Origin of the sequence: Amycolatopsis xylanica, from assembly GCF_900107045.1 — a bacterium.
Lineage (GTDB): Bacteria > Actinomycetota > Actinomycetes > Mycobacteriales > Pseudonocardiaceae > Amycolatopsis > Amycolatopsis xylanica.
In genome coordinates this window covers 579,485-604,531 of record NZ_FNON01000005.1, presented here as the reverse complement: position 1 = coordinate 604,531, position 25,047 = coordinate 579,485, and the positions used below count along the sequence as shown (strand labels likewise).

Annotated in this window: 25 protein-coding genes; 14 read left to right on the top strand and 11 right to left on the bottom strand. The window is 69.6% G+C overall.

Features of this window, described 5'->3' with window-relative positions; translation table 11 throughout:
* Complete coding sequence (locus BLV57_RS25630; RefSeq protein ID WP_176968804.1) at positions 1 to 1,773, top strand: fatty acyl-AMP ligase; 1,773 nt, start codon at positions 1 to 3, stop codon at positions 1,771 to 1,773.
* Here the strand turns inward: BLV57_RS25630 and BLV57_RS25625 are convergent.
* Positions 1,746 to 2,657, bottom strand: a complete 912-nt coding sequence (locus BLV57_RS25625; protein ID WP_091292817.1) for an NADP-dependent oxidoreductase — start codon at positions 2,655 to 2,657, stop codon at positions 1,746 to 1,748. The genes BLV57_RS25630 and BLV57_RS25625 overlap by 28 nt on opposite strands.
* A gap of 144 nt (positions 2,658 to 2,801) precedes the next feature.
* Between BLV57_RS25625 and BLV57_RS25620 the strand changes: the two genes are divergently transcribed.
* Positions 2,802 to 3,644 (top strand): helix-turn-helix transcriptional regulator, encoded by an 843-nt coding sequence (locus tag BLV57_RS25620; RefSeq protein ID WP_218134877.1) that lies wholly within the window; start codon positions 2,802 to 2,804, stop codon positions 3,642 to 3,644.
* Positions 3,645 to 3,648: 4 nt separating this feature from the next.
* Here BLV57_RS25620 and BLV57_RS25615 read toward each other — a convergent pair whose 3' ends face one another.
* A complete protein-coding gene (locus BLV57_RS25615) occupies positions 3,649 to 4,056 on the bottom strand; it encodes a nuclear transport factor 2 family protein (protein ID WP_091292814.1) in 408 nt (135 codons plus the stop codon).
* 67 nt (positions 4,057 to 4,123) lie between these two features.
* On the opposite strand from BLV57_RS25615, the gene BLV57_RS25610 reads away from it, so the two are divergent.
* The 3 genes from BLV57_RS25610 to BLV57_RS25600 all read left to right on the top strand — a co-directional run bounded on the left by BLV57_RS25610 (position 4,124) and on the right by BLV57_RS25600 (position 6,076).
* On the top strand, positions 4,124 to 4,561 hold the full coding sequence (locus tag BLV57_RS25610; protein ID WP_091292812.1) for a MarR family winged helix-turn-helix transcriptional regulator: 438 nt from the start codon (positions 4,124 to 4,126) through the stop codon (positions 4,559 to 4,561).
* Between the two features lie 170 nt (positions 4,562 to 4,731).
* Positions 4,732 to 5,214, top strand: coding sequence for a glycine-rich domain-containing protein (locus tag BLV57_RS25605; protein WP_091292810.1), 483 nt, complete (start codon positions 4,732 to 4,734; stop codon positions 5,212 to 5,214).
* Positions 5,215 to 5,221: 7 nt separating this feature from the next.
* Entirely contained in the window at positions 5,222 to 6,076 is an 855-nt protein-coding gene (locus BLV57_RS25600) for a phosphotransferase (protein WP_091292808.1), read from the top strand.
* Here the strand turns inward: BLV57_RS25600 and BLV57_RS25595 are convergent.
* From BLV57_RS25595 to BLV57_RS25560, 8 genes are read right to left on the bottom strand one after another with little or no spacing between them, the layout of a single operon-like run.
* Complete coding sequence (locus BLV57_RS25595; RefSeq protein WP_091292806.1) at positions 6,046 to 6,882, bottom strand: DUF4380 domain-containing protein; 837 nt, start codon at positions 6,880 to 6,882, stop codon at positions 6,046 to 6,048. The genes BLV57_RS25600 and BLV57_RS25595 overlap by 31 nt on opposite strands.
* A complete protein-coding gene (gene dgoD, locus BLV57_RS25590; protein WP_091292804.1) occupies positions 6,876 to 8,024 on the bottom strand; it encodes a galactonate dehydratase in 1,149 nt (382 codons plus the stop codon). Before dgoD ends, BLV57_RS25595 begins: the two co-directional genes overlap by 7 nt.
* Before the next feature lie 10 nt (positions 8,025 to 8,034).
* On the bottom strand, positions 8,035 to 8,724 hold the full coding sequence (locus tag BLV57_RS25585; protein ID WP_091292803.1) for an SDR family NAD(P)-dependent oxidoreductase: 690 nt from the start codon (positions 8,722 to 8,724) through the stop codon (positions 8,035 to 8,037).
* 9 nt (positions 8,725 to 8,733) lie between these two features.
* Positions 8,734 to 10,773 (bottom strand): DUF8189 domain-containing protein, encoded by a 2,040-nt coding sequence (locus BLV57_RS25580; RefSeq protein ID WP_218134876.1) that lies wholly within the window; start codon positions 10,771 to 10,773, stop codon positions 8,734 to 8,736.
* Between the two features lie 17 nt (positions 10,774 to 10,790).
* Positions 10,791 to 12,671, bottom strand: coding sequence for an alpha-galactosidase (locus tag BLV57_RS25575; RefSeq protein WP_218134875.1), 1,881 nt, complete (start codon positions 12,669 to 12,671; stop codon positions 10,791 to 10,793).
* Positions 12,672 to 12,682: 11 nt separating this feature from the next.
* Positions 12,683 to 13,504: a carbohydrate ABC transporter permease gene (locus tag BLV57_RS25570; protein WP_091292800.1), complete on the bottom strand. Its 822-nt coding sequence runs from the start codon at positions 13,502 to 13,504 to the stop codon at positions 12,683 to 12,685.
* On the bottom strand, positions 13,501 to 14,421 hold the full coding sequence (locus BLV57_RS25565) for a carbohydrate ABC transporter permease (protein ID WP_218134874.1): 921 nt from the start codon (positions 14,419 to 14,421) through the stop codon (positions 13,501 to 13,503). Before BLV57_RS25565 ends, BLV57_RS25570 begins: the two co-directional genes overlap by 4 nt.
* Positions 14,418 to 15,716, bottom strand: a complete 1,299-nt coding sequence (locus tag BLV57_RS25560; RefSeq protein WP_091292796.1) for an ABC transporter substrate-binding protein — start codon at positions 15,714 to 15,716, stop codon at positions 14,418 to 14,420. The genes BLV57_RS25565 and BLV57_RS25560 overlap by 4 nt, the downstream gene beginning before the upstream one ends.
* Before the next feature lie 116 nt (positions 15,717 to 15,832).
* Between BLV57_RS25560 and BLV57_RS25555 the strand changes: the two genes are divergently transcribed.
* Entirely contained in the window at positions 15,833 to 16,540 is a 708-nt protein-coding gene (locus BLV57_RS25555) for a FadR/GntR family transcriptional regulator (RefSeq protein ID WP_091292795.1), read from the top strand.
* A 95-nt stretch (positions 16,541 to 16,635) separates the two neighbouring features.
* Here BLV57_RS25555 and BLV57_RS25550 read toward each other — a convergent pair whose 3' ends face one another.
* The gene (locus BLV57_RS25550) at positions 16,636 to 17,496 is read right to left on the bottom strand and encodes a phosphatase PAP2 family protein (RefSeq protein ID WP_091293247.1); all 861 of its coding nucleotides are present in this window, start codon (positions 17,494 to 17,496) and stop codon (positions 16,636 to 16,638) included.
* 111 nt (positions 17,497 to 17,607) lie between these two features.
* Here BLV57_RS25550 and BLV57_RS25545 point away from each other — a divergent pair, with 111 nt between their 5' ends.
* The 8 genes from BLV57_RS25545 (at position 17,608) to BLV57_RS25510 (ending at position 24,990) form a co-directional block, all read left to right on the top strand.
* On the top strand, positions 17,608 to 18,297 hold the full coding sequence (locus tag BLV57_RS25545; RefSeq protein WP_091293243.1) for a response regulator transcription factor: 690 nt from the start codon (positions 17,608 to 17,610) through the stop codon (positions 18,295 to 18,297).
* A 59-nt stretch (positions 18,298 to 18,356) separates the two neighbouring features.
* Positions 18,357 to 19,706, top strand: a complete 1,350-nt coding sequence (locus BLV57_RS25540) for a sensor histidine kinase (protein ID WP_091293245.1) — start codon at positions 18,357 to 18,359, stop codon at positions 19,704 to 19,706.
* Positions 19,703 to 20,194 carry a hypothetical protein gene (locus tag BLV57_RS25535; protein ID WP_091292793.1) on the top strand — a complete coding sequence of 164 codons (492 nt, stop codon included), beginning with the start codon at positions 19,703 to 19,705 and terminating at the stop codon, positions 20,192 to 20,194. The genes BLV57_RS25540 and BLV57_RS25535 overlap by 4 nt, the downstream gene beginning before the upstream one ends.
* A gap of 78 nt (positions 20,195 to 20,272) precedes the next feature.
* Positions 20,273 to 21,658, top strand: coding sequence for an APC family permease (locus BLV57_RS25530; RefSeq protein WP_091292791.1), 1,386 nt, complete (start codon positions 20,273 to 20,275; stop codon positions 21,656 to 21,658).
* Positions 21,585 to 22,508, top strand: a complete 924-nt coding sequence (locus BLV57_RS25525; protein WP_091292789.1) for an RluA family pseudouridine synthase — start codon at positions 21,585 to 21,587, stop codon at positions 22,506 to 22,508. The genes BLV57_RS25530 and BLV57_RS25525 overlap by 74 nt, the downstream gene beginning before the upstream one ends.
* A gap of 17 nt (positions 22,509 to 22,525) precedes the next feature.
* A complete protein-coding gene (locus tag BLV57_RS25520) occupies positions 22,526 to 22,939 on the top strand; it encodes an ATP-binding protein (RefSeq protein ID WP_091292788.1) in 414 nt (137 codons plus the stop codon).
* Positions 22,940 to 23,149: 210 nt separating this feature from the next.
* Entirely contained in the window at positions 23,150 to 24,364 is a 1,215-nt protein-coding gene (locus tag BLV57_RS25515; RefSeq protein WP_176968803.1) for an amidase, read from the top strand.
* Positions 24,365 to 24,429: 65 nt separating this feature from the next.
* Entirely contained in the window at positions 24,430 to 24,990 is a 561-nt protein-coding gene (locus tag BLV57_RS25510; RefSeq protein ID WP_091292785.1) for a sigma-70 family RNA polymerase sigma factor, read from the top strand.
* The last annotated feature ends 57 nt before the right edge of the window (positions 24,991 to 25,047 follow it).

The window sequence follows — 25,047 nt, the reverse complement described above, 5'->3', positions numbered from 1 at the left end:
GTGCCCGAAACGGAAGCCGGTGTGACAGTGCTGACGGCTTTCCACGACCTCGTGGAGGACCAGCCGTCGCGGCCGCTGTTCACCTTCGTGGACGACCAGGGGCACGACGAGCTGACGATCACCGCGGGCGGGCTGGCCGCCTCGGCCGAGGGCGTCGCCGCCGCGCTGCGGGACTGGGGTCTCACCCCCGGTGACCGCGTGGCGCTGGTCTACCCGCCGTCACCGGACTTCCTCAGCGCGCTGACCGGCTGCCTGATCGCCGGGGTCGTCCCGGTGCCCGTCCATCCGCCGCGCCCGTTCCGGCTCAAGCCCGATCTGGCCGGGTTCGGCAACGTCATCGACGGCTGCGGCGCGCGGGTGGCGCTGACGAACACGGCCTACGACCGCTCGCGCACGCTCGGATCGGTCACCTCGATGCTGAGCCGCGACACCCCGCGCTGGCCGAAGCTCAAGTGGTACCGGACGGACACGATCGCGCCCGCGCGCGTGCTCGCGCACGACTGGCACGAGCCCGAGAGCCCCGACGAGCCCGCGTTGCTGCAGTACACCTCGGGGTCGACGTCGGCGCCGAAGGGCGTGGTCGTGACCCACCGGAACCTCGCGCACGAGGTCTTCGCGAACGCGCGCGACCTCGGGCTCGGCGACGGGGCCCGTGCCGTCTCGTGGCTGCCGCAGTACCACGACTTCGGGCTGATCAGCATGATCATCAGCACCCTCGCGGGCAACGGCCACAGCTGGCTGATGGCGCCGCTGACCTTCCTGCAGCGCCCCGCCGTCTGGTTCGAGGTGATGAGCCGGGTCGGCGCGACGCATGTGGCCGCGCCGAACTTCGCCTTCGAGCTCGCCGTCCGCAAGACCACCGCCGAGCAGCGGAAGCGGTGGGACCTGAGCACGCTGCGCTCGGTGCTGTCCGCGGCCGAGCCGATCCGGCCGTCCACAGTGGACAACTTCTTCGCCGCCTTCTCCGTCAGCGGGCTGCGGCCGGAGACGTTCTGTCCCGCGTACGGGCTGGCCGAGCACACGGTCAGCGTGACCGTGGGCGGCAAGAGCAGGCTGTGGGTGGACCGGACCGCGCTCGAGAAGGGCATCGTGCTGCCGCGCCCCGGCGAGGACGGCGTCGAGTACATCGGCTGCGGCCGGGTGACCAAGGAGGGCGCGCGGCTGCTGATCGTCGACCCCGAGACCCGGCGCCGGTGCGCGCCGGACCGGGTCGGCGAGATCTGGGTCGACTCACCGGGCAAGGCGCTCGGCTACTGGGGCGACGAGGCCGCGACCGAGGCGACGTTCCGCGCGCGAGTGGACGGTGGGCCGGACGGCGAGTTCCTGCGCACCGGTGATCTCGGGTTCGTCCACGACGGCGAGCTGTACGTCACCTCGCGGCTGAAGGACCTGATCATCACGCACGGCCACAGCGTCTACCCGATCGACGTCGAGGAGAGCGTGCGCGACTGCCATCCGCTGGTCCGCCCCGGCGGGCTGGCCGCGTTCGGCGTGCCGGGCGACGAGGACGAGCGCGTGGCGATCTTCGTGGAGACCCGCCGGGACCGGGTCTCCCCCGCCGAGATCGAGGAGATCGCGGACGCGGTGTCCGCGCGGGTCCACGAAGACCACCAGCTCTTGTGCCGTGCCGTCGTCGTCGGGAAACCGGGGCTGGTACTGAAGACGACCAGCGGCAAGGTGCGCCGCGCGGCGTGCCGGGCCGCCTATCTCGCGGGCACCTTCGACGGGACGGTGTTCGCCGACGCTCAGGGTTCCAGCACGATCTTGCCGTGAGTGTGCCCGCGCTCCAGCTCACGGAAGGCCTCGCGGACCTCGGTGAGCGGGTAGGTCGCGGCGACGGTGATCTGCAGCAGGCCCTTCTGGATCAGCGTGATCAGCTCGGCCAGCGTCCCGGTGGTCGCGGCCGCCTCGTTGCCCTCGGCCTTGACGCCGTGCTTCGCCGCGGCGGCGAAGTCGATGATCGTGTTGATCCGCTCCTTCGCGATGCCGAGGTCCAGCGCGAGGTCGACATAGCCACCGCCGAAGTTGTCGAGGAACGCGACCGGCGTGCCCTCGGCCTTGATCCGGTCCGCGACACCTTCGCCGTACGCGACCGGGATGACGCCGAGTTCCTTGAGCCACGCGTGGTTGCCGGGGCTCGCGAGCCCGATCACGGTCGCGCCCGCGGCGACCGCGAGCTGCACGACGATCGACCCGACACCGCCCGCGGCGCCGGACACGACGACGACATCGCCCTGCTCGAGGTCCACGGCGCGGACGGCGGCGACGGCCGTCGTACCCGCGACGAACAGCGAGCCCGCGACTGTCCACGGCACGTCCGCGGGCTTGGCGAGCAGCTCGTCGTCCTCGACGAGCACGAACTCGGCGTGGCTGCCGCGCTTGTTGGTGAACCCGAACACCTCGTCGCCGACCTGGAAGCCTTCGACGCCCTCGCCGATCGCCGCGACGATCCCGGCGAGGTCGCTGCCCTCGCCCGACGGGAAGGTGGCTGGCCACATCGCGTGCAGGTCGCCGTTGCGGATCTTGGCCTCGCCGGGGTTGATCCCGGCCGCCTTGACCTGGACCAGCACCTGGTGCGCGCCGGGTTCGGGGCGCTCGACCTCGGCGATCCGCAGCACGTCGAGACCGCCGTAGTTGTCGAACCTGACTGCCTTCATGGTGTTCTCCCTGTTTCCGAAGTGGACACCACCGAATCTGGCAGCGGGCGAGCCGCGTAAAAACGGACCGGTTTCCCTAGGATCGGCGATCCTAGGGAGCGCCGGAATGCCAGGAGCGCAGGTTCGGTTGAGACGGTCATGGCCATGAACCGCCGCGACCTCGCCGACTTCCTGCGCCGCTCCCGTGAGCGCCTGCGCCCCGTCGACGTGGGCCTGTCCCCCGGCCCCCGCCGCCGCACCCCCGGCCTGCGCCGCGAGGAGGTCGCACTGCTCGCGGGCATGTCCACCGACTACTACATGCGCCTCGAGCAGGCCCGCAGCCCGCAGCCGTCGACCCAGCTCCTGGGTTCGATGGCGCGTGCGCTGCGCCTGAACGACGACGAGCGCGACCACCTGTACCTGCTGGCCGGTCACCGTCCCCCGGCGGGCCGCCAGGCGGGCGACCACGTCCGGCCCGGCCTGCAGTTCCTGCTGGACCGGCTGAGCGACACCCCGGCCCAGATCCTGAGCGACCTCGGTGACGTCCTCGCCCAGAACGCGCTGGCCGAGGCCCTGTTCGGCACGGTCTGCACGACCCGGCCGAAGGACCGCAACATCTTCTGGCGCTGGTTCACCGACCCGGTGCTCCGCGCGGCCTACCCGGCCGAGGAGCACGAGTACTACAGCCGCCAGCACGTCGCCGACCTGCGCGCGGCCGTCGCCCGGCGCGTCGACGACCCGGCCGCGGCGGAGCTGGTCCAGCGGCTGCACGCGGCCAGCCCCGAGTTCACCCGGCTCTGGGAGCTGCACGAGGTCGGCATGCGCCGCAAGGGCAGGCTGCACGTCAAGCATCCGACGATCGGCCTGCTCGAGCTGGACTGCGAGATCCTGCTGACGCCGTCCGAGGATCAGCGGCTCGAGGTGTTCACCGCCCCGCCGGGGACCTCGTTCGGCGAGTACCTCGACCTGCTGCGCGTGGTGGGCCGGGAAGAGTTCCCGGTCGCCTGAGGCGTCAGTTCTGCCGCATCCAGGCGAGCGTGGTCCACGACTCGGCCAGGCGCCAGCCCGCCGAGGTCCGCACGACGGTGCAGGCCAGGCGCAGGCCACTGGTCCGGTGCGGCGCTTCACCGTCGCGGAAGAAGTAGACGACCGAGTTCGCCGAGGCGGTTGCTTGGTCGCCGTCGACCTCGACCAGCAGGTCGGACGTGATGTGCTGGGTGGACTCCCCCGCGACCTCGGCCTGCCGCATGAACGCGACGACGGTGTCGAGGCCGCGCAGTTCACCGTTGCGCGGTGAATGCAGGGCGACGTCTGTGGTGAAAACGGTGGCCGCGTCGTCCCAGCGCTTGCCGTCGAGCAGGTGGGCGAGGCGGGAGAACAGGTCGGCGATCTCGATGCGGTCGGCGAGCAACGTGGTCATGAGCACCCTTCGATTGTTGGCGTCGCCAACTATACAGTTGGTCGGGCCAACGATGTACAGTGCCGCCATGGAGGAGACCCCGGCGCGCCTCGCCGCGAAGCCCAGCTGGCTGCTCACCCAGCTGGCCGTGCACGCCCACCGACTGGCCTCCGAAGGCTTCGCCGAGGCGGGCGCGCGCGGCTACCACTACCGCATCCTGGTCGCGCTGCACGAGTTCGGCGTCGCCAGCCAGGCCGAACTCGGCCGTCGCGTCAGCATGGACCGCAGCGACGTGGTCGCCGCGATCAACGAACTGGCCGAGCAGGGTTTCGTCGAGCGGACCCCGGATCCGGACGACCGGCGGCGCAACCTGGTCACCCTGACCGAGGCGGGTGACCGCCAGCTGCGCCGCCTCGAGCAGGCGCTGGACACCGTGCAGGACGTCTTGCTGGAGCCGCTCGCGGCCGAGGATCGCCGCGCCTTGACCCAGCTGCTCACCCGCCTGCTCACCCACCACCAGGCCTAGCACTTATTTGGCGGGAAAGCCGCATTCACCCTTCCCCGCACTAAGCCAAATCTTTGGCACTTTCCCCTGACATAGGGCTGCCGCAAACGAGTGAACGGGGTTCCGCGCCCCAGATCGAGCGCGGTTACATGGAGAGACTTCATTCCCATGGTGTCCAGGTAGGGGGAGTCATGACCATTGCCGCCGAGAAGTTGACCGGCCGGACTTTGATCGCACAGAACCTGTTCACCCGGCTGGCGGATCGGATAACAACCGAACATGGCGTCACACCCGAACTCGCCGAGCGCATAATGGATCAAGCACTGGCGTTCCTGCGGGTCTGCGCGAATGATCAAGGCGAGCCATTCTCACCGTCACCCCAAGTGGATATCGGCTGGCACACATTCATCCTGGACACCCAGGAGTACGCGGCGTTCTGCCAGAGAGTCGCGGGCCGCTTCATCCACCACGTTCCGAACGACCGCGGGACGCCACGCGCAAAGCCCGAGCCAGGCGGGGAAATGGCTCGGGCCATGCACGCCATCTCGTCGGCCGGGTTCGCGGTCGATCCGGATCTGTGGTTGACTCGCGCGGCCAACTGCAGCAGCGGCGACGACGGGTGCCGCGCGTCAGGCAAGGATGGCAACGAGAACACGGATTCGAACGGCAAATAAGGGTGGCATGGCGAGCAGATACGGCTGGACCGATCTTCCCGAAGTGGTTCGCGACGGAATCCAGGAGCACTACGGAACCGTAAGCCGAACGACGGCCGCCCAGGAAGGTCAGAGCTGTGATGCCGCACTGACTCTCTATCAAGACGGAAGTCCTCCGCTTTTCGTCAAAGCCGTGAAAGGTGTTTCTCGCGAGATGCGCTGGCTTCGCAATGAAGCCGAAGCCGGTCAATTCGTCGATGGCATCGCCCCGGCCGTGCGTTTCCAAGAGGACATCGGCGAGTGGCTGGTCGTCGGGTTCGAGCATCTCACCGGCCGCCCGGCTGATCTCGCTCCGACATCGGCCGACCTATCACTGGTCGCGACCACTTTGAACCGCCTGGCAGCGATCGCGGTGCCGGAGGTGCGACCGCTGAGCGACCGCTGGAAGCCACACTGGTGGGAAAAGATCGCCGAGGAACGCCCGGACATCATCGCCGGCTGGGATGTCCGCGAGCTGACACACTGGGAAGAGCGGGCTGCCGAATCGGTCACCGGTGACCGGCTCGTCCATACCGACCTGCACGAGGACCAGTTCATCATCGATGACGATCACCACGTCCACGTCATCGACTGGGGATGGCCCGCTTCCGGGGCGCCCTGGGTCGACTCGGCGTTCATGGTCATTCGGCTGATCCACGCGGGACATTCTCCTGCGGAGGCCGAGGCCTGGGCGCGAGCGCGGACGCCCTGGACTTCAGCCGCGGACGATGCCGTGACCGCCTTCTCGGTCTACGTCGCCGGGCTGTGGCACTACAGGGCCACCAGCGAGAAGCTCGCTCAAACCGCGCGTAGCTACGCGGAATGGCGGTTGGCGAGTTCGTAGTCGATGTCGAGCATGGTCCGCTCGCCCGGTGCGAGCGTCGTGATCGGGCCGAGCACTTCGCATTCGACGATGTGGTCGGGCGGGTTGAGCCCGCCCAGCCAGGAGATCGGCTCCGGCTGCGGGGATTCGAGCCAGACCTCCAAGGGAGAGCCGGAATCCGGATACTCCGCGCCGAGGTCCACGGCGAACCGCTGGGTCAGGCTGACCTCGTGGCCGAAATGCGTCACCCAGCCCGTGCTGCCGGGAAAACCCAGTTTGCCCACAGTGGACTGAACGGGAATCACGCCGTCCCGATGCTCCACCGACCCGATCAGCTCGACCACCTCGCCGTCCAGTCCCACGTGGACAACGCCGGGCGGCAGCTGGGTCACGTTCCACAACGCCCACCGCACCGGGCGTGGGCTGATGTTCACCGCCGTCAGTCGCAAGTGGAACGACGACGCGTCCGGCAGCAGGGTGAACTGACGCGAAAGCCGCAACCCGGTCCGAGGATCGGGAGCGCTGGTCAGCACCAGCTCGCCGGACACCGTGTACGGGCCGGAGTCCAGGATCGGGTCCGGTGGGCCGCACCACTCGTCCTGCGGTGCTGGCCACGTCTTGTCGCCGCCGTAGTTGACCCAATCGCCCATGGTTCCCGATACCGGCTTGGGCGTATGGCCGATCGGCTGCAGCGAATCGTCCAGCAAAGAAGCGTTGCGCCACAACACTTCTTTGCCGTCGAAAATAAGCGAGAGCAAGCGGCCGCCCAGCGCCGGGACGAAGCCCAGGCGCAGGATGCCGTTGTCCAGCCAGCGGACCTCTACCATTCGGCGAGGCTGCCGTCGTCGTGGCGCCAGACCGGGTTGCGCCAGGCGTGGCCGGTCTCGGCGGCTCGGCGGACGGCCGCTTCGTCGATCTCGATGCCGAGGCCGGGGCCCAGTGGGCGGGACGCGTGGCCGTCGACGAAATCGAAGGGCGCGGTGTCGGCGAGGTAGTGCACCAGCTCCGTGCCGACGTTGTAGTGCATGCGCAGGCTTTGTTCCTGGATCAGGAAGTTCGGGGTCGCGAAGGCCACCTGGAGGCTCGCCGCGAGCGCGATCGGCCCGAGTGGACAGTGCGGGGCGAGCTGGGCGCCGTAGACCTCCGCGAGCGACGCGATGCGTCGCAGCTCCGAGATGCCGCCCGCGTGCGCGGGATCCGGCTGGACGACGGCGACGCCCGCGTCCAGCGCGGGCTTGATGTCCCAGCGTGAGTACAAGCGCTCGCCGACCGCGATCGGCACGGTCGACGCCGAAACCACCGAAGCCAGCGTGCTGCCTTGCAGTTCCGGGACGACCGGTTCCTCGACGAACATCGGCTGGACGTCTTCGAGCATGCGGACCAGGCGCCGGGCCATGGCCGGTGACGCGCGGCCGTGGAAGTCGATCGCGAGGTCGCGGTCCGGGCCCAGTACCGCGCGGGCCTCCTCCGCACGCGCCACCGCCGCCGCGGCTTCGGCCGGGGTGGCGATCGGGGTCAACGGGCCCGCGACGTTCATCTTGACCGCTGTGAAACCGGCTTCGACCTGGGCGGACACCGCCTCAGCGATGTTCGAGGGGCGGTCGCCGCCGACCCAGGAGTAGACGCGGACGCGGTCGCGGACCGGGCCGCCGAGCAGCTCGTGGACGGGGGCATCACGGACCTTGCCCGCGATGTCCCACAGCGCGTGGTCGAACCCGGACAACGCGCTCGACAGCACCGGGCCGCCGCGGTAGAAACCCGCGCGCCGCAACACCTGCCAGTGGTCCTCGATGCGCAGCGGGTCCTGGCCGACGACGAGCTCGGCCAGTTCGTGCACGGCCGCGCGCACGCTGCCCGCGCGGCCCTCGACGACCGGCTCGCCCCAGCCGCTGACGCCTTCGTCGGTGCTGACCTTGAGGAACAGCCACCGCGGCGCCACGAGGAACGTTTCGATCCCGGTGATCTTCACGCTTTCCCTTTCACGAGGAGTCCTTGGCGGCCGACCAGCCGCCGTCGACCACGATTTCGGCGCCGGTGACGAACGAGGCGGCCGCCGACAGCAGGAACGCGATCACCTCGGCGACCTCCGCCGGATCGCCGAGCCGCCCGGCCGGGGTCGCGGCCGCGCTGCGCTCCCGGTCCTCGGTGCTCACCCTGTCCCAGGCCTGGGTGAGCACCGGGCCCGGCAGCACCGCGTTGACCCGTACCTCCGGCGCGTATTCGACGGCGAGCTGCCTGGCCATCGCCACCAGACCACCCTTGGTCGCCGCGTAGGCGGGATGACCGGGCAGCCCGAAGTTGGCGTGCACCGACGAGACCAGCACGATCGAGCCGCGCCGCTCGATCAGCGAGGACAAGCACGCCCGGACGCCGAGATACGCGCCGGTGAGGTTGACCTCCAGCTGGCGTGTCCACTCAGGACGGTCCATCTCGTGCAATGGCTTGACCACGGCCGTGTAGGCGTTACTCACCAGGCCGGTCACTCCCCCGGCCACCGCCAGCACCTCCTGCCAGGTCCGCTCCGAGGTCACGTCGCCGACGACGGACGGCACGCCGAGGTCCATCGGCGCGACGTCCACCGCGACGACCCCGAGCCCGGCCGAAGCCAGCGTCCGAACGGTCGCGGCGCCGATCCCCGACGCCGCCCCCGTCACCACCACACTCGACAAACCAGCCTCCTAGAGCTTCGCCTGGTGCACGCGGTCGTCCGGCCCGCGGACCACGACCCACGCGGAGCCGTTCGCGCCCGCGGTCGCGCCGACCGCGCCCACCAGGCTATTGCTCGCGAACTCCGTCCGCTTGAACCAAGTGCCCCACGCGCCGCCGGTCCGGTTGATCTGCCAGAGCGTGTAATCACTGGCCCGCGCGAACAGGTAGACGCGGCCTTCCGTCGCCAGCAGCGTCGGGCTTCCGCTGACCACACCGCCGAGCGTCGCCCACGCGCCGTTCGAGTAGGTCCACACGCTGTCGTCCGCGGCACGCACCGCGACCTGCCCGCCCGCCGCGCTCGGCCGCCCGTAGACCGGCTGGTCCTTGGGCGCGCCGATGCTGCTCCAGCCGCTCTGGGCCGTCCGTTTCCAGACCTTGCCGTCCGAGCCGCGCGCCACGAGCGTCCACGAGTTCGGCGAGGTGAAGTCGACCGACGGCGAGTCGGTCAACCTGCCGCCGAGGTTCACCCACGGTCCCCAGGTGCCACGCCACGAAGTCCGCTGGTAGGCGGCGTTGTCGGTGCCGCGCACGAAGACGTCGACCCGGTCACCACTCGCGAACACCGCGGGCTGGCCGAGGATCTTGCCGCCGACCGGGGTCCATTTGCCGGACCACGTGGTCCCGTTCAGCACCTGCTGCTGCAGCTCACCATGCTGATCACGGACGAACGCCACGGCGTGCGTGTCGTCGACCCTGGCGATCGCGGGGCTCGCCGAGGCTGTTCCGCCAAGATCGTTGCCAGGCACCAGGTCCGTGCCTTTGAGCTGGACGAACGCAGTGCCGTGCGCGGGCACGGTCGCGGTGTACGACCCGGTCGTGACACCACGGTCGGCACGTGCGCGCAGATCACGGACGGCCACCTGTCCGGTGAGCCCGGCGTCGGCGAAGTTCACGGTCATCGACGCGGGCGCCTCGCCGCGGTTGAGCAGCACGACCGCGCGCTTTCCCTTGCCGGACAGCACTTTGCTGTACACGCCGTCCGCGACCCGAACACCCTGGATGGCCAGCGGGTCCTGGTTGACCGCGAGAATCTCGGGGTTCTTGAGCGTGTCGATCATCGAAGCCGGGAGCGTGCGCGGGTCGGAGCCGAGGATCAGCGGGGAGGCCATCTCCGACCACATGACGAACTGCGTGGTCGACTCCTCCTCGTTGAGCTCGTAGGTGCCCTTTTCCGTCTTGCGCATGGGAATGAGGTAGTCGGGGTCGTTGTAGTGCCCGGGGCCGTTCGCCTCGGGATGCGCGGCGTTGTCGTCCATGTTGCGCAGCATGTCGCGCCAGATGCCCTCGTACGGCGTGCCGAAGGCGACGTCGGTGTCCGTGCGCCACGAGTCGGCGTTGGTCGGGCCGTAGGTGTACGCGATGCCCGCGACCTGGTCGGGGCCGTGCGGGACACCCCACACGTCGGTGACCGGGTTGCACAGGTTCAGCAGCATCGGGCGGCCCGCCTTGCGCACGGCCTTGCTGAACTCGGCGAAAGCCTGCGCCGGCTTGAGGTTCGCCGCGATCCCGCACAGGAAGTCGATCTTGATGGCGTCGAACTTCCAGCGCGCGAACTGCTTCGCGTCCTTCTCGTAGTAGCCGCCGCCGCTGCCCGCCGCGCAGTTCTTGCCGTCGGACGGCCCGGCGTCGGTGTAGATGCCCGCCCGCAGGCCGCGCTCGTGCAGCCAGCCGACCAAAGAGGACAGTCCGGATGGGAACTTCACCGGGTCGGCGACCAGATTCCCTTGCGCGTCACGGGGATTCGGCGCGTTCCAGCCGCCGTCGATCCAGATGTACTTGTACCCGGCGTCGCGCAGACCGGAGGCGATGATGTGCTCGGCGATGGACTTGATCGATGCCTCGGTGGGCGCGCCGATCGCGAAGTAGGTGTTCCAGCCCATGTACGGGGTCGGCGCGAGGCCGCTGTCGTAGTACTCGGGCGCGCCTTGGTCGTCACCGGCGTTCGCCGGGACGGCCATGGTCAGCCCTAAGAGGACGGTCAGCAGTGCGGTGAGGATTCTTCGAGCCACGGCGTTGTAGCCTTTCGTCACGAGACGGGGTGCAGCACGGTGAAATCGGCGTCGAACTCCGGTGTCCAGTCGAACGCGAGCCCGGCATGAGTCAAATGGGAAGCGGAAAAACGCCTGCCGGATTCATCCACATAGGATTCTGCCGCGAGCGCCGTCAGCGGCACGCGAGAAGAGCGGCCGGGAACGAACGGCGCTCCGGTCAGTTCGCCGGTGTTCCAGGCGAGCACGACAACCGTTCCGTCGGCGCCACTGTATTGGACAGCGTTCGGCGACCGACAGACCTGTCCACTGTGGATGATCGAGCGAATTTCCTTGTACTGGGCGATAAGCACCGTAGCTTCGGCGAGCTGCTCGTCGGTCCACCGTGACAGATCGGCGCCGATCCCGAGGACCCCGGCCATGGCCAGCACGAACCGGAACCGCAGCGAGCGCGGCCTCGGGTCGAAGAAGCCGGGCGAGTCGGTCACCCACGAACTCATCAGATGTGGTGCGTGCGCGAGCAGGAAGCCGTCCTGGATGGCGAGCCGGTCGAGCGGGCCGGTGTTGTCACTGGGCCACACCACGTCCGCGCGCGCGATGGTCGCCAGATCGGTCCGGCCACCGCCGCCCGCGCACGCTTCGACCGTCACGTGCGGATACCGCTCCCGCACATGGTCGAGCAGCCGGTGGTAGTTGGCCACGTGCGCGCCGTCGAGCGCCAGGTCGCGCTCGGTCGCGGGCCGGTTCATGTCCCACTTGAGATAACTGATCGCGTAGGACCCCAGTAGCCGGTCCAAAGTGGACCGTAGGAACTCGAACACGTCCTCTCGGCCGAGATTGAGCAGCAGCTGGTTGCGGATCAGCGTCCGGTCGTGCCCGTCGCGATGGTAGACCCAGTCGGGATGCTCGGCGTACAGCCGGGATTTCGGGCTGACCGACTCGGGCTCGACCCACAGTCCGAAATCCAGCCCGAGCGCGCGGACCTCCTCGACGAACTCGCCGAAGGACGGGTCGGCCGGTTCCCAGTCACCCAGTCCCCCGGTGTCGTCGTCACGCCCGACGAACCAGCCGTCGTCGACCACGAACAGCTCGACCCCGATCGCCGCCGCCCGCTTCGCCAGAGCCAGCTGGCGGTCGAACTGAACGTCGAAACCCGTTGCTTCCCAAGAGTTGTAGAGCACCTTGCGCTCGACAGGCCTGCTCAGGGTGCGCTCGTACTCGTGCCAGACGCGAGCGAGTCCGTCCAGACCGTCCACACTGGACGCCAGCGCGAGCCGAGGGCTGGCGACCGTCTCACCAGGACCGACGACGACCGGCCCGAGCCTGCCCGCGCGGATCCGGGTGATCCCAGCCGGTTCGACACTCGCGTCGATCTCCCACGACCCCGACCAGGCCAGCGACACGCCCCACGCCTGGCCGCCCTCGGCGTCCTGCACCGCCAGCCAAGGCGCGTAACCATGGCCGGGCACGCCGAACCGGCTCTCCATCTGGAACCGGCCTGCGGGCAGAACCACTTGCCGCCGCTGGAATTCCCGTGCCCATTGACCCGACAGGAAGGTCAGCAGCGGCTTGCCGGTCGGCACGCAGACCCCCGCCGAGCCCAGCCGCTCGAGCACGACCTCCGAGTCACCGGTGTTGGTCACCTCGACCCACCGCAGCAGCACGTCCGTGCCCGGCACGACCTCGTACTTCGGTTCGATCCGCAACCTGTCGACAGCGGGCGCATCGAGATCGGCCCCGGAAAAAGGCCGCTGCCAGCTCGTCGCGTACTCGATCGGCGCCGCGTCCGCTGCGGTCATGAAGTGGATCTCGCCCTGGTTCGTGAACGGGGACGGCCCGTCTTCGACACCGTGCGGGCCCCACGCGACCAGTTCGGTCCACCCGTCACGGTCGGCGGTCGTGTAGGAGGTCGTTTTCATGCGATAAGTCGTCATTTCACCGCGCCTATGGCCAGTCCGGAGATGAAGTGTTTCTGGAACCGGAGGAACACTGCCACGGTCGGGATCGCGGCGATCACCGAACCGGCCGCGATCACGTTCCACGTCGACACGTACTGGCCCTGCAGGCCGAGCAGCGCGGGCGTCACCGGCATGACGGTTTCGGTGCGCAGCACGGTGATCGCCCACAGCAGGTCGTTGAACGTCCAGGTGAACGCCAGCGCGCCGAGCGCGGCCAGAGCAGGCCTGGTCAGCGGCAGGATCACCGAGAGGAAGATCCGCACCGGACCGGCGCCGTCGATCACCGCCGCCTGCTGGATCTCGCCGGGGATGGTGCGCATGAACCCCTGCAGCACGAAGGTGTAGAAGCCCAGCCCGAACCCGACCTGCACGATCACCAGCGCGGTCAGCGTGTCGTAGATCCCGAGCAGCTCGGCCAGTTTCGACACGGGGACCAGCAGGATCTGCGGCGGCAGCAGGTTCCCGCCGAGCATCAGCAGCAGGATCGTCCGCCGGAACGGGATCTCGTACCGGCTCAGCGCGAACGCCGCGGCCGCGCTCAGCCCCAGCGCGAAGAACACCGTCGGCAGGGTGACGATCAGGCTGTTCAGCATCGCGCGGGACTCGCCGCCCGCGTTCCACGCTTCGCCGAACGGCGCCAGCGTGAACGACCGCGGGAAGCTCCCGAGCCCGTTGGACGCGACGTCCTCGAACGACCGGACGCTCGTGAGCAGCACCAACGCGATCGGCAGCAGCCACAGCACCGAGAGCGTCCCGGCGCCAGCGTGGAACAGGAAGGTCCGCCGCTTGCTCATACGGTGTCCTCCTTGAAGGCGCGGACGAGGTACGTGACGATCACGCCGAACGCCAGCACGAAGATCACCACGGCCAGCGCGGAGGCGTAGCCGAGCCGCAGCGACTGGAACGCGGTCGCGTACATGTACGTGCTGAGCAGCTCCGATGAGTGATACGGCCCGCCCTTGGTCATCGCCCACACCACGTCGAACGAGCGCAGCGAGTCGATCACGATCACCGACAGGATCACCGAGTTGACCCCGCGCAGCTGCGGCCAGGTGACATACCGGAACTGCTGCCAGCGCGTCACACCGTCGAGCTTCGCGGCTTCGTAAAGCGCGGGGTCGATCCCCTTGAGCCCGGCGAGATAAAGCACCATCACGTAGCCGAGCTGCCGCCACAACGCGGGCACGAGTACCGCGTAGAGCGCGGTGTTCGAGTCCGCGAGCCAAGCGTGCTGCCACGACTCGAGCCCTACAGCGCCCAGGAGCTTGTTAATCAATCCATCGGGTTGATAAAGCCCCTGCCAGATCAGCGAAGTCGCCACCAGCGAGAACACCACCGGGGTGAACAGCGCGGCACGGTAGAACCCGACGCCGCGCCGCTCGCGCTGCAGGAACATGGCCAATCCGAGACCGCCGACGGCCGAAAGCCCGCCGAAGAGCACCAGCCAGATCAGCGTGTTCAGCGCCGCGGTCCGGAAAGTCGGGTCGCCGGCCATCTCGGCGTAGTTGCCGAATCCCGTCCACTCGGGCGCCGAGACGCCGTCCCAGCTGGTCAGCGAGAGGTAGAAGCCTTGCAAAGCGGGCCAGAAGACCCAGAACCCCTCGACGACCAACGGCACCAGCACGAACGCGAGCAGCACGGGCGGCAAGCCCTTGCGCTTCTTCGCCCGTGCCGGGGCCGCGGTGCGGACGGGCGTGGCCAGAGCCGTCACTCCGCCCAGACCTTCTGCGCCGCCGCCTGCCATTCGGTCAGGATCGACGTCAGTTCCTGCGGCTTCTGGATGAACCGGATCAGCGCCGCGTCGGCCGTCGGCTGCAGCGCGTCGCTGGAGTCCCGGTTGAAGAACTGGGTCAGATCCTTGGCGTCCTGCAGCATCTTCCGGCCTTTGGCGACCAGCGGTGTGCCCGCGTCCTTGGCGCCGGGATGCGTCGGCAGCGCGGTGCCCGAGGAGTTCTTGATGTAGAGCTCCTGTGCCTCGGCGGTGGCGACGTACTTCAGCCACTCCTTGGTCGCGTCGAGGTGCGCCGTCTTCGAACTCGCGAAGAAGCCGTCGGTCGGGCCCTCCTCGGCCACCGGGACCGCGGGGTCGAGCACCGGGAACTGGAAGAAGTCGAGATCGTCGAGCACGTCCTTGGGCGCGGCGTCGGTGAAGAAGGTGCCGGTCAGCACCATGCCGGTGCGGCCCTGCAGCAGCGAGGTCGTCGCGTCCTGGAACGCGATCGCGGTGCCGCGCGAGTCGAAGTACGGCAGCGCGGTCCGCCACTGCTCGAAGACCTTGACCACGCGCGGGTCGTCGAAACGGCTCTTCCCGGCCAGCAGATCCCGGTGGTACTGCGCACCGTTGACGCGGATGTTGAGGTAGTCGAACCAGGCCGACGCGGTCCACGGCGTGTTCCCGCCCGCGCCGATGCCGATCGGCTCGACGCCCTTGGCCTTCAGCGTCTCGCAGAGCGCGAGGAACTCGCTCCAGCTGGCCGGCGCCCGCACGCCCCACTTCGCGAAGTTCGACTTGCGGTAGAAGAAACCCCACCAGTAGTAGGTGGTCGGCACGAAGACGAGCTTGCCGGTGCCGTCGCCGCTGAGCTTGCGGAAGGTGTCGCTGTAGGAGCCCATGGTCTGCCAGACGTCGCCGACGTCGAGCAGCAGGCCTTTGCGCGCGTAGCCGGCGAGGATCGAGCCGGGGTACCAGGTGTACGTGTCGGGCGGGGTCGCCGAGGTGAGGTAGCTCGGCAGCTGCGTCCGGAAGGCTTCGGACGCGACCGTGTTGACCGTGGCCGCCGCGCCGCCGCGGTCGCTGAAGGCCTTCGCGAGCGCCTCGATGGCCACCTTGGCCTGGGCGGAGGACAGGTTCGACTGGACGGTCACCGCGCCGGCCGCCTGCTTCACCGGCCCCGAGGTCGCCGAAGTCGCACAGCCGCTGAGCAGGGCGGTCGAGCCCACACCGAGCAGGAAACCCCGTCGGGTGAGGCCTGGACTACGCCGTTGGGTCAGGCCGGATTCGTTCATGCGGCCAGACTGCGACCTGGCTCACAGCCTGTCAAGATTAATTAGTAATTTATTAGCTAAACCCATGACCGAGGTCCGTACTATCGTGACGGTTCTCCTCACCCGAAAGGACGCGAGTGATCCCGAACCGGCCACGAGGCCTGCACGGCCAGACCGTCGAGCTGCTCGCCAGCCGGATCCTGTCCAACGAGTTCGCCGAGGGCACGGTCCTCGACCTGCCCGCGCTCCGCGCCGAACTGGACGTCAGCCTCACCGCGCTCCGCGAGGCGCTGAAGGTCTTGACCGCCAAGGGAATGATCGACGCCCGCCAGAAACGCGGCACCTTCGTCCAGCCCCGCACCCGCTGGAACATGCTCGACGCCGACGTCATGCGCTGGCAGACCGCGGCGGCCGCCGCCACCGACCCCGACCTCTTCGACGAGCTCACCGAGGTCCGCGCGGTCGTCGAACCCGCGGCCGCCCGCATGGCCGCCGAGCGCGCCGACGACGCGGACCTGCGAGCCTTGGCCGAAGCCCTGCAGCGGATGGGCGAGGCGAGCTCGGACCTCGACGCGATGGTCGCGGCGGACCTGGAGTTCCACCGCCTGCTGCTGGCCGCGACGCACAACAACTTCCTGCTGCAGATCGAGCGCGTGATCGCGATCGGGCTGGCGGAGCGCGACAAGCTTGTGCACGGCACCACCCAGGCGGACGACCCGGTGCCGAGCCACCAGGCGGTCTACGACGCCATCGCGGCGCGCGACCCCGAAGGCGCGGAGTCGGCCATGCGCGCGCTGGTGGACAAGTCGAGCGCGGACCTCAAGCAAGCCACCCGCGGCCGCTGAAACCGCACGTTACAAGGGCCACCCTTGGAACGCTGAGCGTGACAAGGGCTGCCCTTGTGACGTGCGGCTGACGTGGTCCCCCGACCGGCACCACGTCACGGGATGTCGAAGACCACGCGGCGCAGCTGCCAGAGCTGGAACCCGGCCAGCGCGATCGCCGACACCGCACCCAGCACCATGGCCGCGACGAACTGCGCGGGTCCCGAGGTCGCCGTGCTCAGCACCGCGTACCCGGCGAGCACGAACAGCAGCGGGGCGACGGCCGCGATCACCGCGGGCGTCACCGCGACTCGGGCGAGATGCCGTCGCGAAAGGACCGCCGCGACGGCGAAACCGAAGGCCGCCACCAGCAGGCAGCCGCCGATCGTGTCGCTGAACCGGTGCCAGCCGAGCGAGACCGTCGCCGCCGCGACCCAGGCGACGCCGAAACCACCGGCGATCAGCACGAACGAGCGGAAGCGGCGGGGCAGCACGATGGCCAGCGCGACCACGACCGCCATGGCCGCCGTCACGTGGCCGCTCGGGAAACTGTTGTGCGAGGCCACGCGATGCTCGCCGAGGTCGGGGCGTTCCAGCACATAGAGCTTGAGGATCTGCGAGACGACCACCGGGCCCGCCAGCGCGATCAGTCCGGCGACGCCGAGTGAGAAACGGCGGCGCACCAAGGAGATCAGCACGATCGACACGCTCGCCGCGCCCAGCAGCACGATCATGTCCACCTGGCGCAGCGGCTGTGACCAGTCCGAAGTGGACTGTCCGAGCTGGGCGTTGCGGACCGCGCCGTTCTCCACCTGCTGACCGCCCGCCGTGTGGACGAAGAGCAGATACGCGGCGGCGAAGGCGACCGCGAAACCGGCCGCGCCGCCGAGCAGCGCGAGTGAACGGGAGACCGAGGGGGTGGCGATGGCGTGTTTGGGTGCGGAAGCCGTGCTCCTGTTTTCCAAGGTGAGGACCATGACCACGACTCTGCAAGGCGGAGTTCGTGATCACGTCCGCGCAATGTCATGGTTTCGCTACAAGATCGGGCTGAGTCGCGAATTCGCCGGAACATCCGAATAATGGCCGCTGTGGCAGTGGTTTTGGTGATCGAAGACGACCCGGCGATCCGGGAAGGGCTGGAACTGGCCCTGCGCCGTCAGCAGCATGTGGTCTATACCAGTGAATCCGGGGAACTCGGGCTGGAGACTTTGAAAAGCGCTCAGCCCGACATCGTCGTGCTGGACCTCATGCTGCCCGGGATCGACGGGTTCGAGACCTGCCGCCGGATCCGGGCGTCGGGCGAGGTGCCGATCATCATGCTCACCGCGCGCAGTGACGACTTCGACGTCGTGGCCGGGCTCGAGGCAGGCGCGGACGACTACGTGGTCAAGCCGATCGAACCCCGGGTGCTCGACGCGCGCATCCGCGCGGTGCTGCGGCGCGCGGTCGCCGAGCGGCCGCCCGCCGACCAGCCGGCCACCGAAAAGCACGGTGACCTGGAGATCGACCGGACCGGGCTGCTGGTGACCAAGGCGGGCGAGCCGGTGGCGCTGACGCCGACCGAGCTGAAGCTGCTGCTGGAACTGTCCCGCACGCCCGGCCAGGTCTACAGCCGCCAGCAGATACTGGCCGCCGTGTGGGACCACGACTACCTCGGCGACTCACGGCTGGTCGACGCCTGTGTGCAGCGCCTGCGCTCGAAGATCGAGGACGTGCCGTCGCACCCTGAGCACGTGCAGACCGTCCGCGGCTTCGGGTACCGGTTCGGCAAGTCGTGACCACGATCAGGCAATGGGTCTCGGGACTGCGGCCGAGACTGGTGGCGGCGTTCGCGGTGATGACCATCATCGGCGCGGTCGCGGCCTCCGGCGCGATGTACCTCTCGGCGCGCACCAGCATCCTCAAGGGGGCGCAGGACCCCGGGATGGAACAGCTCACCGACCAGGTCAAGGCCTTCCTGCCGCTACTGGAGGTGCCGCCGTCGACGACGACGCTCAACACCTTCGCCTCGAGGCTCAAGACCAACGCCGTCATCGTCTACCAGAACCAGCGCTACGGCTCCGGGCCCTCGATCGAGGAGCTTCCGGCCGACCTGCGCGCGCAGGTGGCCACCGACGACCACACCCAGTTCCAGCGCGTGGTCGACTCCTCGGGCAACGCCACGGTGTACCTCGGCGTCCCCGTGTTGCAGCGCGGCACGCAGGGCGCCACCCACACCGGGATCGAGGCGTACGCGAGAGTGCCGCTGAGCAACCAGCAGACCGCGATCGACGAGCTGGCCAGCAGCGCGTGGCAGACCGCGGCGCTGGCGCTCCCGCTGGCCGTCGCGCTCGCGCTGCTCGCCGCGCGCCAGGTGCTCCGGCCGGTGCGCGCGCTCAACACCGCCGCCCGTGAGCTCGGGCACGGCAACCTGAACGTCCGGCTGGAGCCGAAGGGGTCCGACGAGCTGTCCGAGCTGGTCAGCACGTTCAACACCACCGCGGCCGAGCTGGAGCGGACGGTCGGCGAGCTGCGCGGGATGGAGGCCGACGCGCGGCGGTTCGTCGCCGACGTCTCGCATGAGCTGCGCACCCCGCTGGCCGCGATGAACGCGGTCACCGACGTGCTCGACGAGGACGCCGCGCAGCTGCCGCCGGACACCGCGGTCGCGGCCAGGCTCGTCTCCGAGGAGACCAAGCGGCTGACCAGGCTGGTGCAGGACCTGGTCGAGATCTCCCGGTTCGACGCGGGCCGCGCCGAGCTCGTCGCCGACGAATGGGACCTGGCGACCGCGATCCGCGACACCCTCCAGGCGCGGGGCTGGCGCTCCGACACCGATCTCGTGCTCGACCTGCCCGAGGGCATCACCGCCTGGGTCGACCGGCGGCGGCTCGACCTGATCGTCGCCAACCTGGTCGGCAACGCGCTGCGCCACGGCCGCCCGCCGGTCGAGATCGCGTTGCGCGGCGACGCCTCGGAAGCCCGGATCGAGGTCACCGACCACGGGCCCGGCATCGAGCCGTCGATCCTGCCGCACGTGTTCGACCGGTTCACCAAGGCCGACACCGCACGCGCGCGCTCGGAGGGCAGCGGCCTCGGCCTGGCGATCGCGCAGGAGAACGCGAAGCTGCACGGCGGCGTGATCGAGCCGTCCAACACCGGCACCGGCGCCAGGTTCGTGCTGCGGCTCCCGAGGAGGCACCGGTGAAACGCCTCGTCCTCGCACTCGCGCTGCTGATCTCCGGCTGCGGCATCCAGGCGACCGGCGCGGTGCCGATGGGGCCGGCGCCGACCTATGTCCCCAGGGGGGCGACCTCCGGGCCCACCCCGGCTGACCTGGTGCTCTTCTTCGTGGTCGACGGCCACATCCAAGGGGTCGCGCGGCCGTCCGACGGCCGCAACTCGCTCGCGAACTCGCTCGCGCTGCTGTTCAAGGGCCCCAATGCCGAGGACACGAAACGTGGGATGGTCACCTTCCTGCCCGCCTACAGCGGCTCGATCGGGTACGAGATGGCGGACACGCTGAACGTCAAGCTGCCGTTCCCGCTGAAAGGCGTCCCCGCGCTCGGCCTCAGCCAGATCGCGTGCACGGCGCTGACCGCGCTCAACGTGAGCGGCGCCGGGAACGTCCGGCCGGACGTCGTCACGCTGACCGGGTCCGAGGGCGCGCCACTGCAGCGCGGATGTGACGGATAAACCAGGGCACAAGTCGCTAGGGGTACGTTTCCGGCCGATACCGGTTGATCCTTCTCCTACGACTTCCGAAGGAGAACCATGGCCGACACCGTGGACGCCGGCCTGCGGCGCACGATCACGCTGCCGCAGGCGCTGAGCATCTCGTTCCACCAGATCGTCGGCGGTGGGGTGATCGCGCTGACCGGCGCGGCCATCGCGATCACCGGCACCGGCGCGCCGGTCGCGTACCTGATGGCGGCGCTGACGGTGATCCTCTGCTCGATCCCGTACGCGGCGGTCGGCAGCGCGCTCCCGGTGACCGGGGCACGCTACAGCTACGCGGCCCGGCTGATCGGGCCGTCGGCCGGATACCTGACGATGCTGCTGGCGGTGATCGTCACGACCCAGCTGAGCCTGATGGCGCTGACGGCGGCCGAGTACGTCCACGCGCTCTCGCCTTCGGTGCCGGTCGCGCCGTTCGCGCTCGGCCTGCTGACGCTGTTCTTCGTCGCGAACCTGTTCCAGATCAGCTTTTCCAACCGGCTGGGGCTGGTGCTCGCCGGGATCATGCTGGTCGCGTTCCTCGCCTACGCCATCACCGGGATGAAGCAGGTCCGCTGGTCCGCGGTGACCGAGGTGGCGCCGAACGGGGTCGGCCAGCTGCTGGCCGCGGCGGCGCTGCTGACCTTCGCGACCAACGGCGGCACCTACGTCGCCGAGATGGGCCGCGAGATGAAACGCCCCGGCCGCGACATCCCGCTCGCCATCATCGGCGGCACGGCGACGGCCGCGATCCTGTACTTCCTGATGGCGCTGCCGTCGGTCGCGATCCTGCCGGTCTCGGAGACCGCCGGGCAGCCGATGACCGTGGTGGCCAAGCACATCCTCTCGTCGGGCTGGTTCGCGTTCTTCGTGCTCGGCGGCGCGGTGGTCTCGGTGATCGGGCACATCAACGCGCTGATGATGGCCGCCACCCGGCCGGTGCTCGCGGCCATCGGCGACGGCTGGTTCCCGCGCCGGGCGGGCGCGCTGAACCGCCACGGGACGCCGTACTGGCTGCTGACCGGGCTGTACCTGATCGGGATCGCGCCGGTGATCGGCGAGTTCAGCATCGAGGCGCTGGCGGGGGCGGCGTCGATCGCCGAGATCGTGGCGCTCGCGGTGATCATCACGGCGTCCCTGCGGCTGCGCAAGCGTTTCCCCGCCGAGGAGGCCGCGGCGCCGTTCCGGCTGCGCCCGGCCGTGCACCGGGTGCTGGTCGCGATCGGGCTGGGCGTGCTCGCGGTGGAGGCCTGGGTGCTGGGCAAGCAGCTGACCACGTCGATCGCCGTAGCGCTGCTCGCCTGGCTGGCCTGTGGCCTGGCATGGTGGGCGGTGCGGCGCAAGCGGGTGGCCCGGTTAGGGTTCGAGGGTGAGACGCAAGCTCCAGCCGCCGTTGCCGCAGCGGCACGGCCTGGACCCGGCACGGCTGAAGATGCCGGCTGAGGGTCCTTGGCTGACCCTGCGCGAGCACCTGGTCGAGCGGCTGCCGCGGCTCGATCCCGGCCGGATCGACGAGATGCTCCGGCTGGGCCGGATCGTCGGGCTCGACGGCCCGCTCGGCCCGGACGCGCCGTTCGTGCCGAACTCGTTCATCTGGTTCCACCGTGACCTGCCGGTCGAGGTGCCGGTGCCGTTCGACATCGGCATCGTGCACCGCGACGAGCACCTGCTGGTGGTCGACAAACCGCATTTCCTGGCGACCATTCCGCGTGGCCAGCACATTCTGGAAACCGCGCTCGTGCGATTGCGGCGGTCGCTCGATCTGCCGGCGCTGAGTCCCGCGCACCGGCTGGACCGGGTCACCGCCGGGCTGGTGATGTTCGTGATCACGCCAGCGCATCGCGGCGCGTACCAAAACCTTTTCAAGGACCGCGCGGTGCGCAAGGAATACGAGGCGATCGCGGCGTATGACGCGAATGTCCCGCTGCCTGCGACCGTGCGGAGCCGGATCGTCAAGGAACGCGGCGTGATCACCGCGTACGAGGTGCCCGGCGAGCCCAACGCGGAAAGCCACATCGAGCTGCTGGAACACCGCGGTGACCTGGGGCGTTACCGGCTGACCCCGCACACCGGGCGCACCCATCAGCTGCGGCTGCACATGAGCGGGCTCGGGCTGCCGATCGTCAACGACGACTTCTATCCGGTGCTGCACGAGACGCCGCTCGACGATTTCTCCAGCCCGCTGCAATTGCTCGCGAAGACGCTGGAATTCACCGATCCGCTGACCGGGGAACCACGCCGGTTCGAAAGCCGCGCGGCACTTTCCGCGTGGCCTGTGTCAGCCTCGCGCTGATTGGGTACTCCGTTTCCATGGCCTCCCACTGGAACGGACAAGCACAGGACCCGAGCCCGCCTGCGCTGCTCGACGGCGCCGTCGATGTGCGGCTGCCCGCCGAACCCCGGCAGCTGGCGTTGCTCAGAACGGTGACCGAGGGCGTCGCCGTCCGCGCCGGCTTCGGGCCGGACGGCGTCGCCGACCTGAAGATGGCGGTGGACGAGGCGTGCGCGCTGCTGATCGCGGTCGCCAACCCGCTCGAAGCGCTGCAGTGTCGCTTGTGGACGCTCGCGGACGAGGTGCACGTGACCGTCACGGTGCCGACGCTCTGGACGGCGGACGCGGGCTCGTTCGGCTGGCGCCTGCTGAAGGCGCTCACCGGCTCGCTGTACGCGAACCTGAGCCCGCCGGTCGCGCGGATCGAGTTCACGCAGTACGCGTCGTCGTGAGTGGGACACCACCTGAAACTGGGGGTTGGCCGTGCCCCACCCACGACTCAGGGACGACCGGGCCGCGGGATGGTCACGCAGGTCCTCGCCCGTCCGGGACTAATTTACTAACTATAGCCGGAGCCGGGCAAGAATTTTGATCTTGCTTGAAAAGACTTGTCATTTCACGCTGGGTGTGCGGTCCGGTCACAGGACTACCATGTCTCAACTGTGGACTGGGCTGCCGTCGAAGCAGTACGGGAAGCCCCGCTGGGCGACCCGGCCTTCGATGACGAGGCGGGCCACGGTGTCGTCCGGAAGCTGCGCGGGGTGCGGTACTCGGTCAGCGACACCATCGACATCGAAGGCCAGTGGACCCGCAACGGCACCCCGGGACTGGGCCATCGCCTGCCGGTCGAAGACGCGAGCGCGGTGGCCAGGCTGCGGCGCGCGGGCGCCGTCCTCACCGGACGGACGCGGGTCGGCGAACTCGCTTGGGGCGTCACGACTCCCGGCTGCGCGCACCCGCTCGACCCGCGCCGGAACGCGGGCGGGGCCAGCGGCGGCGCGGCCGTCTCGGTCGCCGACGGCACCGCCGCGCTGGCGCTCGCCACCGACACGGCTGGCTCGCTGCGCATCCCGGCCGCGCTCTGCGGGGTGGCGGGCCTGCGCCCGACGGCGGGCACGGTCTCACGCCGCGGCGTCACCCCGCTCGCGCCCTCGCTCGACACCGTCGGCCCGCTCGCGCGGACGGCCGCCGAGTGCCTGGCCGCGTACCGCGTGCTCGGCGGGGCCGTCACCCCGGCGCCAGAAGACGTCGACGGCCTGCGCGTCGGCTGGCCGGGTCACCTGTGGGAACACCACGTCAGCCCGGCCGTCGCGGCGGTGCTCGCGCACGCCGCGGCCGGGTTGCGGTCGGCGGGCGCCGACCTGGTGACCATCGCGCTGCCGCTGGCCCGCTCGCACGCGCAGGCCGCGGCCTCGGTGATCATGCTGGCCGAGGCCGCCGCGCTGTGGTCCGGGCCGCTCGCCGGCCAGCCGGACGGCCTGACCGGCCCCATGGCCGCGCTGATCCGCGAGGGCGGCCTGGTGTCCACAACGGACTATCTGCGTGCGCTGCGGGTGGCAGCGGCCGTCCGCCGCGAGCTCGAGGAAGTCCTTTCGCGGCAAGGACTTTCGGCACTGCTGGTACCGACGGTACCGGTCACCGCGACCTGGACGGACGCGCCGACCGTCTCGGTCAACGGCCACGCCGAGCCGATCGAATCGGCCTACACGCGGCTCACCGCACTCGCCTCGGCCACCGGCCACCCCGCGCTGAGCGTGCCCGCGGGCACCGACGACGACGGCCTCCCGGTCGGCGCCCAGCTCATCGGCCCGCCCCACGGCGAAGCGGCGCTCTGCCTGCTGGGCGGCGCCATCGAGCGGCCGGTGAGGTTCCGCTGAGGTTCCCCCGATAGGCGTCCCAAAACTTAAGAAGCGCTCAGGTGGCTGCCCTAAGATCACGGATCATGGCCGGTACAGGCGAAGACGAACGGACCACCGCATTGGCGATCGCGGCGGGCCGCGGCGACCGTAAAGCACTCGAAGCCTGGGTGCGGGCCACGCAGGCGGACGTGTGGCGGTTCCTCGCCCACCTCACCGAGCCCCGCTCGGCCGACGACCTCACGCAGGAGACGTACCTGCGCGCGTTCCAGAGCCTGCGCCGGTTCGAGGGCCGGTCCTCGTCGCGCACCTGGCTGCTCTCGATCGGCCGCCGCGTGGTGGTCGACCAGTACCGCGCCGCGGGCGCCCGGCCCAAGATCTCCGATCACACCGACTGGGAGGCCGCCGCCGAGCGCCAGGCCCCGCGCGGCTCCGGCTTCGAGGACCTGGTCGAACTCGGCCTCCTGCTCGACGCGCTCGACGGGGACCGGCGCGAGGTGCTGGTCCTCACGCAGGTGCTCGGCCTGTCCTACGAGGAGGCGTCCGAGGTCTGCGGCTGCCCGGTCGGCACCATCCGCTCCCGGGTCGCCCGTGCCCGCGAAGACCTGCTCGCCGCCACGACCGCCCAGGCCAACGACGCGATGTGATACCTGAGCATCTGATCATGTGTTGACCCTTGAATCAGTGGCGGATGCGGCGTTCAC